15 protein-coding genes are annotated in these 17,247 nt (G+C 41.2%); 6 read left to right on the top strand and 9 right to left on the bottom strand.

Annotation, left to right across the window (positions count from 1 at the left end; genetic code table 11):
- Nucleotides 1–606: 606 nt before the first annotated feature.
- From GHD25_RS11825 to erm, 4 genes are all read left to right on the top strand, one after another.
- Nucleotides 607–1,869, top strand: coding sequence for a cytochrome P450 (locus GHD25_RS11825; protein WP_164217063.1), 1,263 nt, complete (start codon nt 607–609; stop codon nt 1,867–1,869).
- A gap of 238 nt (nt 1,870–2,107) precedes the next feature.
- A complete protein-coding gene (locus GHD25_RS11820; RefSeq protein WP_164217061.1) occupies nt 2,108–2,245 on the top strand; it encodes a hypothetical protein in 138 nt (45 codons plus the stop codon).
- Between the two features lie 87 nt (nt 2,246–2,332).
- Complete coding sequence (locus GHD25_RS11815) at nt 2,333–3,142, top strand: nucleotidyltransferase domain-containing protein (protein ID WP_164217059.1); 810 nt, start codon at nt 2,333–2,335, stop codon at nt 3,140–3,142.
- A 574-nt stretch (nt 3,143–3,716) separates the two neighbouring features.
- Entirely contained in the window at nt 3,717–4,565 is an 849-nt protein-coding gene (erm, locus tag GHD25_RS11810) for a 23S ribosomal RNA methyltransferase Erm (protein ID WP_164217058.1), read from the top strand.
- 175 nt (nt 4,566–4,740) lie between these two features.
- On the opposite strand, the gene GHD25_RS11805 is transcribed toward erm, so the two are convergent.
- Nucleotides 4,741–5,403, bottom strand: coding sequence for a potassium channel family protein (locus GHD25_RS11805; RefSeq protein ID WP_164217057.1), 663 nt, complete (start codon nt 5,401–5,403; stop codon nt 4,741–4,743).
- Nucleotides 5,404–5,454: 51 nt separating this feature from the next.
- Nucleotides 5,455–6,822 (bottom strand): TrkH family potassium uptake protein, encoded by a 1,368-nt coding sequence (locus GHD25_RS11800; RefSeq protein ID WP_164217056.1) that lies wholly within the window; start codon nt 6,820–6,822, stop codon nt 5,455–5,457.
- Between the two features lie 331 nt (nt 6,823–7,153).
- On the opposite strand from GHD25_RS11800, the gene GHD25_RS11795 reads away from it, so the two are divergent.
- Complete coding sequence (locus GHD25_RS11795) at nt 7,154–7,942, top strand: ion transporter (protein ID WP_164217055.1); 789 nt, start codon at nt 7,154–7,156, stop codon at nt 7,940–7,942.
- Nucleotides 7,943–7,975: 33 nt separating this feature from the next.
- Here GHD25_RS11795 and GHD25_RS11790 read toward each other — a convergent pair whose 3' ends face one another.
- Entirely contained in the window at nt 7,976–8,113 is a 138-nt protein-coding gene (locus tag GHD25_RS11790) for a hypothetical protein (protein ID WP_164217054.1), read from the bottom strand.
- Nucleotides 8,114–8,203: 90 nt separating this feature from the next.
- The gene (locus tag GHD25_RS11785) at nt 8,204–9,220 is read right to left on the bottom strand and encodes an LLM class flavin-dependent oxidoreductase (RefSeq protein WP_164217053.1); all 1,017 of its coding nucleotides are present in this window, start codon (nt 9,218–9,220) and stop codon (nt 8,204–8,206) included.
- A 448-nt stretch (nt 9,221–9,668) separates the two neighbouring features.
- Here GHD25_RS11785 and rlmN point away from each other — a divergent pair, with 448 nt between their 5' ends.
- Nucleotides 9,669–10,736, top strand: coding sequence for a dual-specificity RNA methyltransferase RlmN (gene rlmN, locus GHD25_RS11780; protein WP_164217052.1), 1,068 nt, complete (start codon nt 9,669–9,671; stop codon nt 10,734–10,736).
- 502 nt (nt 10,737–11,238) lie between these two features.
- Here the strand turns inward: rlmN and GHD25_RS11775 are convergent.
- The 5 genes from GHD25_RS11775 to GHD25_RS11755 form a co-directional block, all read right to left on the bottom strand.
- Nucleotides 11,239–13,134, bottom strand: coding sequence for an ABC transporter permease (locus tag GHD25_RS11775; protein WP_164217051.1), 1,896 nt, complete (start codon nt 13,132–13,134; stop codon nt 11,239–11,241).
- A complete protein-coding gene (locus GHD25_RS11770) occupies nt 13,106–13,873 on the bottom strand; it encodes an ABC transporter ATP-binding protein (RefSeq protein WP_164217050.1) in 768 nt (255 codons plus the stop codon). The genes GHD25_RS11775 and GHD25_RS11770 overlap by 29 nt, the downstream gene beginning before the upstream one ends.
- Nucleotides 13,874–13,963: 90 nt before the next feature.
- The gene (locus GHD25_RS11765; protein WP_164217049.1) at nt 13,964–14,965 is read right to left on the bottom strand and encodes a sensor histidine kinase; all 1,002 of its coding nucleotides are present in this window, start codon (nt 14,963–14,965) and stop codon (nt 13,964–13,966) included.
- Nucleotides 14,962–15,669: a response regulator transcription factor gene (locus GHD25_RS11760; protein WP_164217048.1), complete on the bottom strand. Its 708-nt coding sequence runs from the start codon at nt 15,667–15,669 to the stop codon at nt 14,962–14,964. Before GHD25_RS11760 ends, GHD25_RS11765 begins: the two co-directional genes overlap by 4 nt.
- Before the next feature lie 345 nt (nt 15,670–16,014).
- A complete protein-coding gene (locus GHD25_RS11755; RefSeq protein WP_240452350.1) occupies nt 16,015–17,127 on the bottom strand; it encodes a GGDEF domain-containing protein in 1,113 nt (370 codons plus the stop codon).
- Nucleotides 17,128–17,247: the final 120 nt, after the last annotated feature.

Here is a 17,247-nt window from a genome sequence, read left to right as displayed (position 1 = left end):
ATGGGCATTTTTCATAGATTACTCAAGTTGGTGTGAAATCGGTCATTAATAACTTTGTCTCGCAGGATGGTAAGCAACGTAAACAAAATCCTGCCGTTGCCTCATCGCGGGAATGATTTAACGAACGGGTCGTAAATATCCTCATTCGTTGGCTCATCACGGGGATGATTTAACGAACGCGGTTCAAATATCCTCATTCGTTGCCTCATCACGGGAATGATTCAACGAACGGGTCGGAACCATCCTCATTTGTTGCCTCATCGCGGGGATGATTCAACGAACGGGTCGGCAATATCCTCATTCGTTACTTCATTGCGGGAATGATTCAACGAACGGGTCGTAAATATCCTCATTCGTTGGCTCATCGAAGGGATGATTTAACGAACGGGGCGGAAAAATTCTCATTCGTTACTTCAGCTCGGTTATGATTCAACGAGTGCCAAAGTGCTGTCTTATTAGAAAATTGCACAGTTCCCATGAATTCGCTTTGCCGATCAGTAAATAAATTTTAGCTTTGTGAGAGTAAGCAGCCTTAAAAATGTTCTGTTTGATCCTGGTTAACCCTGGGTAAGCTATCTTTAAGAAGAATTGTAAAGGAGATTTGCAATGACTGCAGCGAAGAAAATACCTGTAGAAAAAGGGTTGGATAATAGTTTAGCATTAATGAAAGAGGGCTTCTATTTTATTCCGAACAGAATGAAAAAATTTAATACAAACATTTTCCGGACGCGTCTGCTTGGAGGCCAGAAGGTTATTTGTATCAGTGGAGCGGGAGCAGGGGAAATTTTTTATGATAACACATTATTTAAAAGAGAAGGTGTGGCACCCAATCGGATAAAAGAAAGTCTCTTTGGACAAGGCGGTGTTCAGGGACTGGACGGGGCGGCACACAGACACCGTAAAGCGCTGTTTATGTCCCAAATGACACCAGATAACATAAAGGAAATAAGGCAAATTGCCGGGAAACAGTGGGAAATTGCTATAGAAGACTGGCAAAATAAAGACCGAATCGAACTGCTTTATGAAGCAGAAAAAATATTTTGTATTACTGCCTGTCAGTGGGCAGGTGTCCCGCTGAAAGCAAAAAATGTAATGACAAGAACGAAGGATTTGGCTGCAATGATTGATGCTTTTGGAGCTATAGGTCCTCGTCATTGGGAAGGGCGTATGGCAAGGAACCGTGCCGAGAAATGGATAGAAGATATCATCGGAAAAGTCCGCAGCAATGAAATGAAAGTGGAGGAAGACAAACCGCTGCATGCAGTAGCCTGGCACAGAGACCTCAATCATACATTGCTCGATGTAAAAACTGTGGCTGTAGAAGTTTTGAATTTATTGCGGCCAATTGTCGCGATTGGAAGATATGTGATGTTTGGAGCACTTGCTATGCATGACTTTCCCGAAACACGTGAAAAACTTAAAAATGATAAGCGTGAAACATACAGCCAGATGTTTACACAGGAAGTGCGGCGCTATTACCCGTTTGGTCCTTTTTTGGGAGCAATCGCAAAAAAAGACTTTGAGTGGCAAGGTTTTCCCATTAAGGAAGATACCTTAGTCCTGCTCGATGTACACGGCATTAATCACAGTTCAGATTTATGGGAAAACCCAAATACTTTTTGGCCGGAACGTTTTCATGAATGGGATGGAAGTCCATTTAATTTCGTGCCGCAGGGAGGCGGGGATTATCACGACGGCCATCGATGTGCGGGAGAATGGATTACCATAGAACTCATGAAGGTAAGTCTTGAGTTTTTGGCAAAGAGAATATCGTATGATGTTCCTGAACAGGATTTCAGCTACAGCATGTCCAGAATGCCCACCATGCCAAAAAGCAGGTTTATTATGGAAAATGTTAGGTGGAGATAGAAAGCGGAGCTGTATATAATTGTTATTTAACTCTCCATGATATTTTTTTGCTCAATAATATATTGTATAGAAGGTATTTTTCCTCTTTGGATTTGATCAGTCCAAAGGGGATTTTTTAAAGTAAATGTTGGAATATTAGGGAACTTTAACTTAGTTTTATGATAAAATAAAACTAAATTTTATGAAAAGATAAAGGTTTTATAATGGTACGGAATCATAATTTTATATAGGAGTTATTATGATCGTTGGCGGTTGTATACTTGGAATCGGTATTGATTTATTTACCGGTCATGCAGGGGCAGGAACACTTACAGGCATGGGTTTAGGTTTGCTCTTAGAAGCACTGTTTCAGAAGATTGGAAGATATACTCAGTAACCCCCGTATTTCTAACACTATATAGGTATTCTTCAATTTAAGCAGCGAAGAGCCATAATCATCACCCAATGTAAGGGAGGTATTGAAATGGAATATTTACAGGCTGGTTATGGGCTGGATCAGAACGGCTATATTTTGAGTGACGTTGCTGCAGACAAAATTTCTGCAGACTATGATGCATGTATAAAAGAATCTGTTCATCAATTGTCTAAGTTATTTCCAAAAAAACTCCATAGTGTATATGTATATGGCAGTGTGGCAAGAGGTGATGCGGCCTATGGTACATCAGACCTGGATCTTTTAGCTTTGTTCCATGGTACATTGCAGAAGGTGGATAAGGAGGAGGTAAAAGGATTATCGCAAAAATTATCTGAAACATACCACTATTTAGTCCGCGATGTGGGGGTAGCTATGGCAGATTATGATTATGTGATACATCCAATGAATTACTACGAACAGGCTTTTCTTAAGGAACTATGTGTCTGTGTACATGGGGAGGATTTAAGGGGGCGGTTTGGTCCTTACAAGCTGAGTCCTGAGGTAGCAATCAGTTTTAATGGTGACATTGGGGAAGTCCTTGATCGAACTATGAAACGGTTGTCCTCGGCTGCAGAAAAAGACTTTAAAATACTCACCCAAAATTTCGCACGAAAACTTATTCGAACATGCTATTCTATGGTAATGGCCCGCTCTCAAATCTGGACGACCAGACTTCGTGAACAGTCAGAAGTTTTTATTCAATACTTTCCCGACAAAGAACCAACTATCCGTACTTTGCTGAAATGGATAGAGGAGCCGCCGGCAAATCGCGAACATATCTATCAGTTTTTTGTAAGTGAGGGGAAATGGCTCACTGATAACTTTAATCAGGAGGCTAGAATTACTGCATGTCCCTAAAAAACACTTCCATTAGGGAGGTATGCGTGTAATATGCACTTGACCTCTTGAAATGATTGGTATATAATTTGCATGAAAATAAATGATGGAGGAGATTATAAAAATGCAATCAATCAGGCTTCGTTTCCGTACATTGAACATACGTAATTAAATACGTTCAATGGCTCTGTGAGTGATCAGAGTAAACGGGATAAGTCTGTCCATTTTTAATAATTCTCAATCGGTGTATATTTTACGGAGAAAGGTGGAGCATTCTGCCTTTCTTTTTTTTTACGAAAAGAAAGTATAATTCCAGCAAATCCTTATGGTGGGACGAGGAACTGCCGTACCGCCATCCCAAATTTTCATGGCGGGGCGGGGAACTGCCTTATGTGGGGCGACATAATGTGGAGTCCTTGAGGAGGCTTAAGTATAAGATAAATTAATGCATGCGCCAGAATACGGACGATTGCGAGTTTTTCCGAACAAATGACCACAGCATATTTGTATCCTTTTTAGATAGTTTTTTCCACCCTTTTTTCTGATCACGAACAGAATGTCGTGACTTTTTTAAATTAAAGGGAGGAAAATGAAAATGAGAAAATTGAAGTACAGGTACAGTAATAAAAAATTAAGCAGAGGTGAGCCGCCCAATTTCTCCGGACAACACTTGATGCATAATAAAAAAACAATACAGGAAGTTATAAGCAGATCCAGCATAAATAAAAACGAGACAATCGTTGAATTGGGTGCCGGCAAAGGAGCATTGACAGAAGCATTAGCCAGTACATCAAGAGAAGTTCTGGCTGTGGAGTATGACCAAAAGTATGTTGATGTGCTGCGGAGGAAATTTATACAAAGTAATAATGTAAAAGTAATCCAGCAGGATATAATGAAGTTCCGTCTTCCTAAGAAAAAATTCGTGGTCGTCTCAAATATTCCCTATGCCATTACTACACCAATATTAAAGATGCTGTTAAGCAATCCTAAAAGTGGTTTCCAGCGCGGAGTAATTGTAGTGGAAAGAGGTGCCGCAAAAAGATTTACTGCAAAATACTTTAAAGATGCTTATGTATTGGCATGGCGAATGTGGTTTGATCTGCGATTGGAAAAGAGTGTGCCAAAGGAACATTTTTCACCCCCGCCCAAAGTGGATTCTGCCATATTAAGTATTAAACGCAAGGAAGCACCTGTTATTGCCTATCAACATGCACAGCTTTTTCAGAACATGAGTCACCATCTCCTGAAATTTCCGCAGGCACCGATGGGTATGGCGTTACGGGGCATCTTTACCGTCCCGCAGATAAAACACTTAAGAAACAGTCTGGGTGTAAATAATGAGTTTCCAGTAGGGAGTCTAAATGAAAAGCAGTGGGCCAAAGTTTTGGAAACCATGATACAATATGTTCCGCAATCTTCCTGGCCAAAAAGAAAGAAGCGCTAGGGAAGAGGGGACTATATTTTGCCCTTTTCAGCAATCATCTCCTGGCAGGTGGAATTTGTCAGGAGATGAATTCCTTTTAAACAGCTTAAAGGCGGAATATTAGATGCTCAGCATGACACTTGCTTTAACTCTTATTAAGTTAACGGTGTCTGCTGATTATATTCGCTGAGGCCATTTAATCAACCACTAAATGCCGTTCAAACTTGGATATATCATTATTGGTGCCGACCACGATAAGAATATCGTCTGCTTGTATAGCCTCATTGGATGCTGGAGATACATTTATGTCCTTCCCTTTTTTTATCGCTACCACATTGCACCCATATTTGTTTCGAATATCAAGCTCAATCAACGTACGCCCGGCCATCTTCCGGCCAGCCTTTACTTCCACAATGCTGTGTTCATCAGACAATTCCAGGTAATCCAGGACATTGCTTGAGATAATGTGGTGGGCAATACGCTTTCCCATATCCCGCTCCGGATGAACGACTTCATCCACACCAATTTTATTTAAGATTTTTTCATGATAATCATTTTGTGCTTTAACAGTTATCTTTTTTATATTCAAATCAGTCAGAATTACTGCGGTCAAGATGCTTGCCTGGATATTTTCGCCGATGGCCACAATAACATGGTCTATACTCTTGATCCCCAGCTCTCTCAGCGTGTCCTCATCTGTGGTATCCGCAATGACTGCATGTGAGGCAATGTTTTTGAATTCATTTACCTTGTCTTCATTAATGTCCACTGCAAGTACCTGCTTCCCTTCTTTGCTTAACTCCCTGCAGATGCTGCCGCCAAACATGCCAAGACCAAGTACTGCAAAATCCTGTTTCATCATTCTACCCCCATCGCCAAGTGTTTTTTGTAATTATTTATTCTCAGTCGATCAGCCAATAATCATTTTTTCTTTTGGATAATGGATACCGCTGTTCCCTTTATTCGGTTTAAATATAAATAGCAAGGTAATAATTCCAATTCTTCCAATAAACATCAAAAGCATTAGAATGACTTTGCTGAATTCAGACAGTTCTCCTGTAATGCCAAGCGACAGACCGACCGTCCCAAATGCAGAGGTTGCTTCAAACAGGATTGCAGATAAGGAAAACGGTTCGGTAATGGACATGAGTATACTGCAAACAAATACAAGCATGATCGCTATCATGATTACTGCTACTGCTTTCAGTACATCCTCCTCATGCACTTCCCGGTTAAAAATACGAATGTGTCGTCTGCCTCTGGCATAGGCCATGATGAATAAAACTGCCAACGCAAAGGTTGTTGTCCGGATGCCGCCGCCTGCACTGCTCGGTGACGCGCCAATGAACATCAGCGCCGTCATGAACAAGTGGTTTTCTTCTGTCAACTGGCTCACATCCATGGTTGATAAACCGCCGCTCCTGGTTGTTACTGACTGGAACAGCGAATAAAAGAGAGATTCATGCCAGGATTTCCCCGCGAAAAAACTTTCCGCATCCAACATGTATATGAACAGCGTGCCAACGAGAACCAGCATAAAAAAAGTGACCGTTGTCAATTTCGCAAACAAGGAAAATCTTTTTGCCTGGGTGCGTCTGATTTTAGCAGCAAGAAACTCCTTCACTTCCATCAGCACCGGAAATCCAATTGCCCCGAATATAATTAACAGCATCGTAACAAGTTGTACGAAATAGTCATTGCTAAAAAGTGCCAGAGATTCATTGGAGAGCGCAAAGCCTCCATTGGAAACTGCGCTGATCGTTTGGAAAACACCATGCAAATATGCTTGTCCTGCAGTGGGAAAATAATACATAAAATATGTGCCCAGCACGAATGAAGCGACCAATTCAACCGTGAAGAGTATATACACGAGCTGTTTGATTAGCCGCACCATGCCTTCAAACGTTGTCTGGTTCTGATCTGTCATAATCAGGTGCCGCTCTTTCAACCCAACCTTCTTTCCCAGTAAAAGCCAGATCAATGTACCTATCGCCATGACACCGAGTGCACCCACCTGCATGATACAGGCTAAAATGACGATTCCCGTTACGCTTAGCGTATCCGCAATACTGATGGTACTGAGCCCCGTGACACTAAGTGCACTTATTGCGGTAAACAACCGATCTATGAAAGCAATTTCTGTGCCTTCCTGGTAAACAAAAGGAAAGGACATCAGAATAGCGGATATAAAGACAGCGATTAAATAAAAGAACAAAAGTAATTTGAATGGAGATAATGTATGAAACCAGCGCAATAATGACTGTTGATATGTCCGCATTTCCTGTTTCTCCTTGCCCAGTGAAAATACTGCATTGTTTTCATTCATTATAATTGGACAGGTATTGTTTTACAAGAAGTGTTTGATCAGGATGAGATTATGCATGGCACAAAAGATCCGCGCCAATCAATAACCAAATACAACCGAGCATTATGGAATATCTGTTCTCGGCCTTTTCCCACCTGTGCAGTATAGAAAACTCATCATAGCTGCCGGAATCATGTTGAACAGACTTAAGCAGTCGATTCAAAATGTATATTCATACGAAATTTTAGATGACAATAACGAATGAAATAAGTAAAATTACATATGAAGGGAGTTTACTTATTTCATGAAAAGCTTTAAACAACTTTGCGCAACTATTGCCGGCCATCCCTGGTTTATGAACATCATTATTGTGTTGATTTTTATCAATGCGGTAATCGTGGGTTTAGAAACTTATCCGGCTATTCTTGGTAATTACGGCAGCTGGTTATACATAGGAGACCGTATTCTTCTTTGGATTTTTACGTTGGAAATTATTATAAGGCTAATTGGAAGCAGATCGATTGGATCGTTTTTCAAGGAACCATGGAATGTGTTTGATTTTTTGATTGTGGCAGCAGGACATATTTTAGTCGGTTCATACTACGTTACAGTACTGCGGATTTTGCGGGTACTCCGTGTTCTGCGTGCTGTTTCTGTGATCCCATCATTGCGAAAAATGGTGAACGCACTTTTATTAACCATTCCTTCCATGGGAACGATTATGCTTCTGCTTGGATTGTTCTTTTATATTTACGCTGTAATTGGAACTATGATGTTTCAGACGATTGCTCCTGAATACTTCGGCACCCTGCATGATTCGTTGTTGTCCCTTTTCCAGGTAATAACGCTGGAATCCTGGGCGAGCGGCGTTATGAGACCGATTTTGGAAGAAGATCCATCTTCCTGGTGGTATTTTGTTACGTTTATTATTATTGGCGCCTTTGTCATCATTAATTTATTTGTCGGTGTCATCGTAAATAATGTGGAAGAGGCAAGCCGGGAGGAAACACCAACGCCAACTGATATTAAGCTGGCTGAGGTGCAGAAAGAATTAAAGGAAATTAAAAAGCTGCTGAAAGAAAAGTCTAATTAATGGCAGGTTATCCGGAAACCCGCTCAGCAAGTATTAAAACTGCTCATTAAGAATGGAAAATTGCTCGTCAAACGAACTAGCCACCCACCACATCAGATATGCCGCTATATAAAGCTGATTTTGCTCGGTCAGCATGGCAAAGAGTGATTGCCAAATATACCCGTTTTCCAACAATAAAGTGAATATCGGAATGAATAAATTTCTTTCTTATCAAAAAAAGCCGCCATCCTTTTTTGGATGGCGGCTTTTCACATAATTATTCTACTCCATCAGCTCTGAAACAATTTCAAAGGAACGCAGGCGATCTTCCAAGTTAAAGATTTGTGCACTGATAATCATCTCATCTGCCTGTGTTGCTTCCTGAAATTGTTCAAGCCCCTTTCTCACCGTGTCCTTATCACCGATAATAGTCGTCCTTGGATCCAATGATTGTTTGATTGCTTCCAGCTCCATCGTTGAGTATACTTCTTCAATATTTTCCAGCGGCGGCTGCAGTTTCATTGGCTGGCCTCTGCGAATGCTGAGAAATTGCTGCTGGAGGGAAGTGGCAATATATTTTGCTTTTTCATCCGTATCTGCTGCGATTACGTTGACACCAACCATGGCATATGGTTTTTCCAATGATTCCGATGGCTGAAAACGATCCCTGTACAACTGCAAAGCAGGTATCGTATACGCAGGTGCAAAATGACTTGCAAAAGAAAAATGAAGGCCCTTTTGCGCTGCCAGCCTTGCACTGAAGTCACTTGAGCCGAGCAGCCAGATAGGAATATCAAGGCCTTGCCCGGGCACCGCTTTTACGCGGGAGACAGGTTCATCGGAAAAATAATCCTGCAGCTCATCCACCTGCATAGGGAAATCCTCCACACTCATGTTCAGGGTTCTGCGTAAAGCATAGGCTGTAGCCTGATCACTGCCGGGTGCACGGCCAAGACCGAGATCAATACGTCCGGGATAAAGGGATTCAAGTGTACCAAATTGTTCTGCAATCACAAGTGTTGCGTGATTTGGCAGCATAACGCCGCCGGCCCCGATGCGTATCTTATTCGTTTTTTCCGCAATATGCCCCATGATCACGGATGTTGCAGAACTGGCTATCCCCGGCATATTATGGTGCTCTGCCAGCCAGTAACGGTTGAATCCAAGTTTCTCCACATGCTGTGCCAATTTCACGCTGGCTTTAAAAGATTCCTTCGGTGTTCCGCCCTCATTGACAGGAGCCAGATCGAGTACGGAGAGCGGTATATCGTTAAATTTTTTAAATTGATGGGAAACCAATGTATAACCTCCTGATTTCTTTTTCCTTAGTAAGAAATAATACGTGTTTCAAGCGGCAGCGTCCAGTTTTTAGCTTGCAGGTTTAATTCAATAGAACTAAATATGATATGGGTAAACCATAAAGTTGAGTTAATTTCATGGTGGTTTATTTTAGTTAAGTATCCGGACATTCATATGAAAGTATTTTACTCTTTATATTGCCTGGATTGGAGGGTGAGGCGGCGTCACCTGAAACAGCTCAGCCGAATATTCCGCGGCTAAGCAAGGAGGATGAAGCAGAGGTCTTCGCAAAGAAAAACGCGATAAAGTGTTTTAGCCAGTGTAAAAGACCTTTAAATGTTAATAAAACTACAAAGAAGACAATCATTGAAAATTTCCTCAAACTGTAGTAAGATAATAAATTGCAATATAATAGTAAAAAGCCTTCTGAGAAATGAGGTTTCCAATAATGACTAAACCATCCATTTATGGACTGACATATGAACAATTGACTGATTGGCTGACTGACCGCGGACAGCAGCGCTTTCGTGTGGATCAGGTCTGGAATTGGCTGTATAAAAAGCGTGTGGCCACCTTCAGGGATATGAGAAACGTGAATAAACAAACCATCGAGCTGCTGGAAGAAAACTTTGTCCTGCATACAACGGAAGAAGAAATGAAGCAGGAATCCAAAGATGGTACCATTAAATACTTATTCAAGCTGGCAGATGGCAATTTAATTGAAACCGTGCTGATGCGTTTTAATTATGGATTATCTGTATGTGTGACCACACAGGTTGGCTGCAATATCGGGTGCTCCTTTTGTGCGAGCGGTTTATTGAGAAAAAGCCGCGACCTTTCCAGCGGGGAAATCGTGGAGCAGATTATGAATGTACAAAAGGATCTGGACGAAAAAGGAGCAGGCGAGCGTGTCAGCCACATTGTGGTAATGGGCATCGGCGAGCCATTTGATAACTTTACTAATCTGATGGATTTCCTCTACGTTGTCAATGATGACAGAGGCTTAAATATAGGTGCAAGACATATTACCGTTTCAACGAGCGGGCTTGCCCATAAAATTTATGAATTTGCCGATACAGGAATCCAGGTGAACCTGGCCATTTCCATTCACGCGCCAAACAATGAACTGAGAACAAGCATCATGAAAATCAACAAAGCCTTTCCGATTGAAAAACTGATGAAGGCTGTTGATTATTATTTGGAAAAGACCAACCGGCGGATCACGTATGAATATATTATGCTGAAAGACGTAAATGACCATGAGGAAGAAGCAATACAGCTTGCCAAGCTTCTCGAGGATCATCGCCATTTGGCCTATGTTAATTTAATCCCTTATAATACCGTTGACGAGCATAGCTATTATCAGCGCAGTGATTCGGAAACGATCCAGGCATTCTTTGAAACGTTAAAAGGGAAAGGGATTCACTGCGGCGTACGCTGGGAAAACGGTGCGGACATTGATGCTGCATGCGGCCAGCTCCGCAGCAAACAGATGAAGAAAAAGAATGTAGTATAGCAAACAGCGCATGCAAAGGTCCAAATCAACCCGGGATTTGGACCTTTTTGGTTTGGTGACTTTGGGGATGGAGACATGAATTGGTATTTGTAAACCTAGAGAATTCACCGTTTATTTTTACTTATAATTATATAGCTGAAAAAATTTTTTTACCGGTGTCAATGTTAATAAAGGGCGGTAGATCTTATCTTCCTTAAATTAATGTTAGTTTGATATTATCCAAGTATAACCAACATTGTTCAAACGTTTGAATAAATACGCATTTAAGAGCTGCAATAACTGCAGTCTGCAGCATAATATACTAATCTGGTGAAAGGGTGCTATTTCAATCGCACTATGTTTATGACTGCTGATTCAAATAGTTAAATATAAGATACATTCAATAAAACAACTATTACAGCAATCAAAAACTTAAATAAAAATCCGGTTTCCGACTTTACATTTAGGTGTTTATGCGGTGAAGGAAACCGGATCAGCAGAAGCAATTCCCGAAGCGGGAAACTCAATAAATAGCACTTCTAATTTGCTTCGTGTAAAAATGCCTCACGATTATAAAGTAGATGATTTGGATGAACGCAAACAGTCCAAGTACCAATGCCGATTCAGTAACAAGATTGTAATCAAATAAATTCGACAGCGCGGTCAAAGCGACAGCCCCATGAAGTAAAGCAACCACTATTGGAGCAAAAAACAGGAGTGCCGTCTGACGGTTGATCACCTTCTTCAGCTCTTTTTCCGTCAACCCCATTTTGGCAATGGATTTGAATTTCATCTTGTCCTGGTCAAGATCTGAGTATAACCGGAAATATAGGAAACTTCCAGCCGATACAAAAAATACAATCCCGATAAAAAGACCGATAAATAATACAGGACCAAAGCTTTTATTGATAGTATAAATGGAATAATCAATCGCGCTGAATGTTCCCGGCGAAAACTGATTTTGCAATACCCCCCCGGCTTCGATGATTGCTTCCTCGGAGCCTTGTGTTGCCTGCCAGGTTATATGCGTTTTCGTTTCGACTGGATCCGGTAAAGCATCAAACGTTTCATCAGCCACAATATAATAGGAGAACATTTCCGGCATGACCACTGTCGATATGAGTCGGCTTGGATGGACGCGCTCCCCGTTCTCCAACACAATGGGAACATCCATGAGTCTTTCCTTTTGTTCTGCACCTATCATAACTGTTGAACTATCACCAACGACAACCGCCTCATTTTTACCCACATCAACTCTTTCTTCACCAAGAAGTGCAGCAAAACGATTATACTCCGATTCTTTCGAGATCAAAACTTCAGGTCTTCCACTGTTTTCCACTTCGAAATAATTCAATTCCTCTGAAGCAGTTTCCGTCTGAATATCATATTTGTTTAGTGTTTCCTCAACCGTTCTAGTATGTTCCTGTATCAATGAATCATCCGATTCATAATTGGAGTAGGTGAAAGTATATGGATTCATTTCTTTAACTTCTTTGGTCAAAAAAGATTGTAACCCATACAATGACCCAATTGCACTAAATGCCACAGTGGAAATAATTGCAACCATGAAAAATGTTCTTGCGTTGTCTTTCATGCGAAAGGAGAGGTCCGAGAAAAGCACCATATTTGTTTTTCGCCAAAAAAACCTTTTGTTGCCTTTCAATTGCCTGATCACATAGACGCTTAACTGGGTAAAGAGTAAATACGTACCAATGATTACAATGATAATGACCGGCAGCATGGCAAGAAGAACGCCTTGCCCTTCCACATACAGAGCAGTCGCATAACCTGCAGCAAGCAATATCGCAGCAATAATTGCCAGAATAACAGACGATTTCGGCTCACCTTTCGATTGTTTATCCGCCTTGATCAGGTCAATAAGTTTCCGTGTCCGGAGAATAAATGACACAAACAATGAAATAAACAAAAACAGTACAATAAACGACACAAACGTTATAATAATTGCCCATAACGGAAAGTAAAAGTTAAGGGTTTCATCAATAACAAGCATATTTTCAGCAAACAGAAGAATTGCTTTGGCAAACACCAGCCCGAGTAAAATGCCGCCCAGTGTAGAAAAAAAGCCAATCAGCATATTTTCCATAAAAACCATCAGACGGACCTGCTTTGTTGACATGCCCTGCATCATCAGCAGACCGAATTCCTTCTTCCGTGATTGTAAAAAAGAACTCATCGAATACAATACAAAGAAAAACGAGAAGATGTAAATAATCCCACCGGCAATCGACATGCCATACAATACTTCACCACGAATGGATCCATCCATAAATGCCGGGTGAAAAGCAAAGATGGCAAACGTAAAAAAGACCATCACTGTAAACAGGCTGCTCAAAAAATAAGCAACATACAGGCGCTTGTTGCGGATGACGTTATTGACGGTGAATTGGCGAAAAGTCACTGTCATCCCCTCCCATCAAAGAAAGCGTATCAATGATACTTTGAAAAAAGGTCTGCCGGCTTTTACCATGATGGATTTCCGAATAAAACTTTCCGTCCCGGATGAAAATAACCCGGTCCGCATAACTTGCTGCTTGCGCGTCATGGGTAACGAGCATCATGGTTGCTTTTTCCTGCTCATTCAGATAGGCAAGCATTTCCATGACATCCTTGGATGCCTTGGAATCAAGATTTCCTGTTGGTTCATCAGCAAGCAGGAGTTTCGGCTGATGGATCATTGCCCTCGCTATTGCTGCCCGCTGTGCCTGACCACCGGAAATTTCGTGGGTTCTTTTCGTCAGGATGCTGGAAATACTCAACTTTTCTGCAATGGCAGCTGCTTTCTGTTTCATCTCCTTGACACGTTTTCCGTCCAATGTCAGGGGAAGGACGATATTTTCTTCAACTGTCAACGTATGGAGCAGATTAAATTCTTGAAAGACAAAACCCAATTCCCGTCTGCGGAATTTGGCCAATTCATCCCGGCTCAGACTGTGCGGGTTGTTTCCTTCAATCAGCACCTCCCCGGTTGTCGGCTCGTCGATTGTAGCAACCATATTTAGAAGGGTTGTTTTACCGCTTCCCGATGGGCCCATGATACCGACGAATTCTCCTTTTTCGATACTGAGATTAATTTCTGACAAGGCTCTGAAGGCTACTTTTCCTTCATATACTTTACTTACATTATTAACTTGAAGCATTTTTGTTCTCCTTTCACTTGTGAAAAGTTTCTTTAATTAAAGTATAAGTCGCCTTGTCAGTTAAAACGATCGAACGACCTTTCATTTTCCTTACATTGTTGTAATGTTTTGGGCAGGGGAAAACACAATTCGGAATGTTGTTCCCTTCCCGGCAGCGGTTTCCATCTCAATGCCATGTCCTAAGTAATCAGCAACCTCTTTTACTAAAAATAGCCCCATCCCGGTTGATTCCCGGTAATGGCGGCCATTTTCGCCGGTATAAAAAGCATGAAAAATGCGGCTGCGATCTTCCGGTGGGATGCCAATGCCAAAGTCTTTTACCTCGAAAATAGCCTCGCCCTTACGCTCATATAATGAAATATTCACCTGCTGACTTTTTCCGCTTGAATACTTCACTGCATTCTGAATAAGCTGTGTTATGATAAAATGCAGCCATTTTTCATCTGATTCCACCATGATGCCAGGTCGTTTTTTAAGCAATTTTGGATAAACTTTGCTGCGAATAAAAAAGCGTTTGTTTTCACTGTTGACTTCCTGAATCAGGTTTTCCAATATGACGGGTTTGATTCTGAAATCCTTTTCAATCGTACGGAGGCGCGCCATATATAAAACTGTACTGAGACCATTTTTGATTCGTTCAGTTTCTTCACGAATATTGGATGACTCAGGCTCGTCCAGATCCTGGGCTGTCAGTTCGATTACCGAGAGGGGAGTTTTCATTTGGTGTACCCAGCGGTCAATAAATGTCATATGTTCTTCCTTCCTGGCCTCTGTTTCACCTATCCTTTGTTCATATAACCTGTACTGCGATTTCAGCAGGTGATCAAGTCCTTCAGCAATCGGCTCCTGGCCCGTTTTTTCAAGTGATTCATCCAGTGTGGTCATCGGCCGGCTGAGCCTTTTGTAAAATTTACTTCGAGTCACATAACGGTAGACGAGAAAACAGATGAATAAAAAGATTCCAAGGAAAATAGCATAAAGCAGTGTTTGAACGTCCCGGTAACCATCTAGCCAAAGAATAAAAAATACAAGACCAAACTGCATGACTTGCAGCACAATTAATAATTGGTGGTCTTTGAGAAAAAGCTTCATCCTCTTTCATCTCCGTTCCAGGTGACATGCAGCCGGTATCCTGCTCCCCGGACAGTTTCGATGGCTCCGGTAATCCCTAGTTCCTGAAATTTTCTGCGTACTCGTGTCATGTTCACATTGAGCGTATTTTCATCCACAAATGTTTGATCATCCCATAGTTTTTCCAATAAATCTTCCCTGCCGGCCACACGAGGGTGTCTGTCAATTAGAATTTCAATGATATCTGCTTCTTTTTTGCTCAAATTTACGAAATCCTCTCCAAGCCTTAGTTCCATTCTTTCTGGAAAAAGCTTTAGCCCGTCCAATTGCAGAATGCGTTCCTGATTCCGGACAGCATATTCTCCGTATGCCCGGCGCAATTGACTGCGGATTTTAGCCATCACTACATCTGGATGGAAAGGTTTCGTGATAAAGTCATCTCCGCCATTCTCCAATGCCCTGACCTGATCCATTTCCTCCGTACGGGCAGAAATAAAGATTACCGGACAAGTTGATTCAAGGCGGATTTGCCTGCACCAGTAGAACCCGTCAAAACGTGGAAGATTGATATCCAGGAGCACCAAATCCGGCTGAAACCGGCGAAAACCATCCATCAGGTTTTCAAAATCCTTCTCTGTGAAAACCCCATAGCCATATTTTTCTATAAACGTGTGCAAATAGCCCGCTATCTTTGGGTCATCCTCCACAATCATGATCTTATCCACTGCTACCCCTCATTTCCAGCTTGTTTTATATTATTATAACATTTTAGTCAGCGGGAAATTCAATTTGTGGAATAATATGGGGAACAAACATTCCGTTATGTTAACAGTTATGAATAACATGGGAGGAATTGAATAACTCTATCTGACAGTAGTCACTTCAAACGAACCTGCCAAAAAACTGTATTCCTCAAAGGAGTTTGAAGTTTTTGCAGAAGAAAAAAAAGCATTGAAAATCGATGATATATATTATAATGAAGAGTGGAGAGTACTTTTTCTGTAAAAACACACTAAGATTAGTGGGTAAGGTCATCGACTGGTGACTTTGTCCACTAATCTTAGTATGTTTTACCTTGTTTTTTCAGCTCTGTTATGTGCAAACCTTTCCGCTAAAGGCGCGTCATTCATACCATATTTAAATGACGTCCTGTTTTTTCCGCCGGATTTGGCCTGAAGCAATAAGTTATCTGCATGGACATAGGCTTTTTTAATATCTGCCTGCTCATTTGCTTTATAATAATAGAGACCGAAAGAAGCGCTATAGGGAAAATGCCTATCCTCCACAGCAGCGGGGGAGGCTTCCACATGTGCTCTCATATCCTCGACCAGTTCTGTACACTCCCTGAAGCTCCTGTTTCTGAGGAAAATAGTAAATTCGTCTCCACCGCTGCGAAATAGATAATCGTCTTTTTTCAAAAAACTTTGCAGTGTTGCCGCGTAATGCTGGATTACCCTGTCTCCTACGGCGTGGTTATAATTATCATTAATCTCTTTAAAAGAATCAATATCGGATACGATGATGCCGATTTTTTCATTCGATGCATTTAGCGACTCCATTTTCCTATCCATATATGCCCGGTTATACACCTCTGTTAAGAAATCTGTATAAGCCATTTGTTTAAATTTATCCCGTTCCATTTTATGCTGGGCACTTTTGGATTTTTCCAGGAAAGAGCGGCTTACCAAATAATTCAGCAGGAATAACGCGACAATGATTTCCCAGTGCTGCTCCAAAAGGAAGAGAAATAATAAGCCATTGGAAAAGGCTGTTTTTCCCATATCCAAGACACTTCTTGACTTAATAAATTCCATTGCTTCTTTTTTGGAACTGATACTGCCTGTTATGTAAAAAATAATAATCAGATAAGTATCCGACAGCATAGCTGTAACGATGACCAATAGTATCATCAGAAGCCAGAATCCAAACGGAATTTGCTGAGCGGCCGGATATAAGGCAGTGAACAGAAAAAATGCAATGGAGTTGTTCAGTGCGAAAGAGCCGGTGTTGTAAAAGGTATGTAAAAATTCATCCGGATCCGCTGTATTTGTAATTTTTCGATTAAAATATACGATAAAACGCTGAACAAACTCAAAAATAAATATGCCTAAAGGCCCTGCAAATAATCCAATGGACAGCCCATAGGAAATCCCTTTATCCATATTTACGTTACCTTTTTTCACGATAATATTCAGGTGGGAATAAAGTGTGGAAAAGATCCAGTATAAAATCAAGGCTCGTATGTATACCAAATGATCAACCGGAATCTCTCCATACGAAAAGGCAGTAACAGCAGATAACAA

Source organism: Virgibacillus aidingensis (assembly GCF_010994035.1).
Lineage (GTDB): Bacteria > Bacillota > Bacilli > Bacillales > Amphibacillaceae > Virgibacillus_N.
This window is presented reverse-complemented; position numbering and strand designations above follow the sequence as displayed.

Coding starts and splice junctions, on each gene's coding strand:
- GHD25_RS11820 (WP_164217061.1), top strand. CDS start 2,108: ATGATCGTTGGCGGTTGTATACTTGGAATCGGTATTGATTTATTTACC.
- erm (WP_164217058.1), top strand. CDS start 3,717: ATGAGAAAATTGAAGTACAGGTACAGTAATAAAAAATTAAGCAGAGGT.
- rlmN (WP_164217052.1), top strand. CDS start 9,669: ATGACTAAACCATCCATTTATGGACTGACATATGAACAATTGACTGAT.
- GHD25_RS11825 (WP_164217063.1), top strand. CDS start 607: ATGACTGCAGCGAAGAAAATACCTGTAGAAAAAGGGTTGGATAATAGT.
- GHD25_RS11795 (WP_164217055.1), top strand. CDS start 7,154: ATGAAAAGCTTTAAACAACTTTGCGCAACTATTGCCGGCCATCCCTGG.
- GHD25_RS11765 (WP_164217049.1), bottom strand. CDS start 14,965: ATGAAGCTTTTTCTCAAAGACCACCAATTATTAATTGTGCTGCAAGTC.
- GHD25_RS11770 (WP_164217050.1), bottom strand. CDS start 13,873: ATGCTTCAAGTTAATAATGTAAGTAAAGTATATGAAGGAAAAGTAGCC.
- GHD25_RS11805 (WP_164217057.1), bottom strand. CDS start 5,403: ATGAAACAGGATTTTGCAGTACTTGGTCTTGGCATGTTTGGCGGCAGC.
- GHD25_RS11800 (WP_164217056.1), bottom strand. CDS start 6,822: ATGCGGACATATCAACAGTCATTATTGCGCTGGTTTCATACATTATCT.
- GHD25_RS11815 (WP_164217059.1), top strand. CDS start 2,333: ATGGAATATTTACAGGCTGGTTATGGGCTGGATCAGAACGGCTATATT.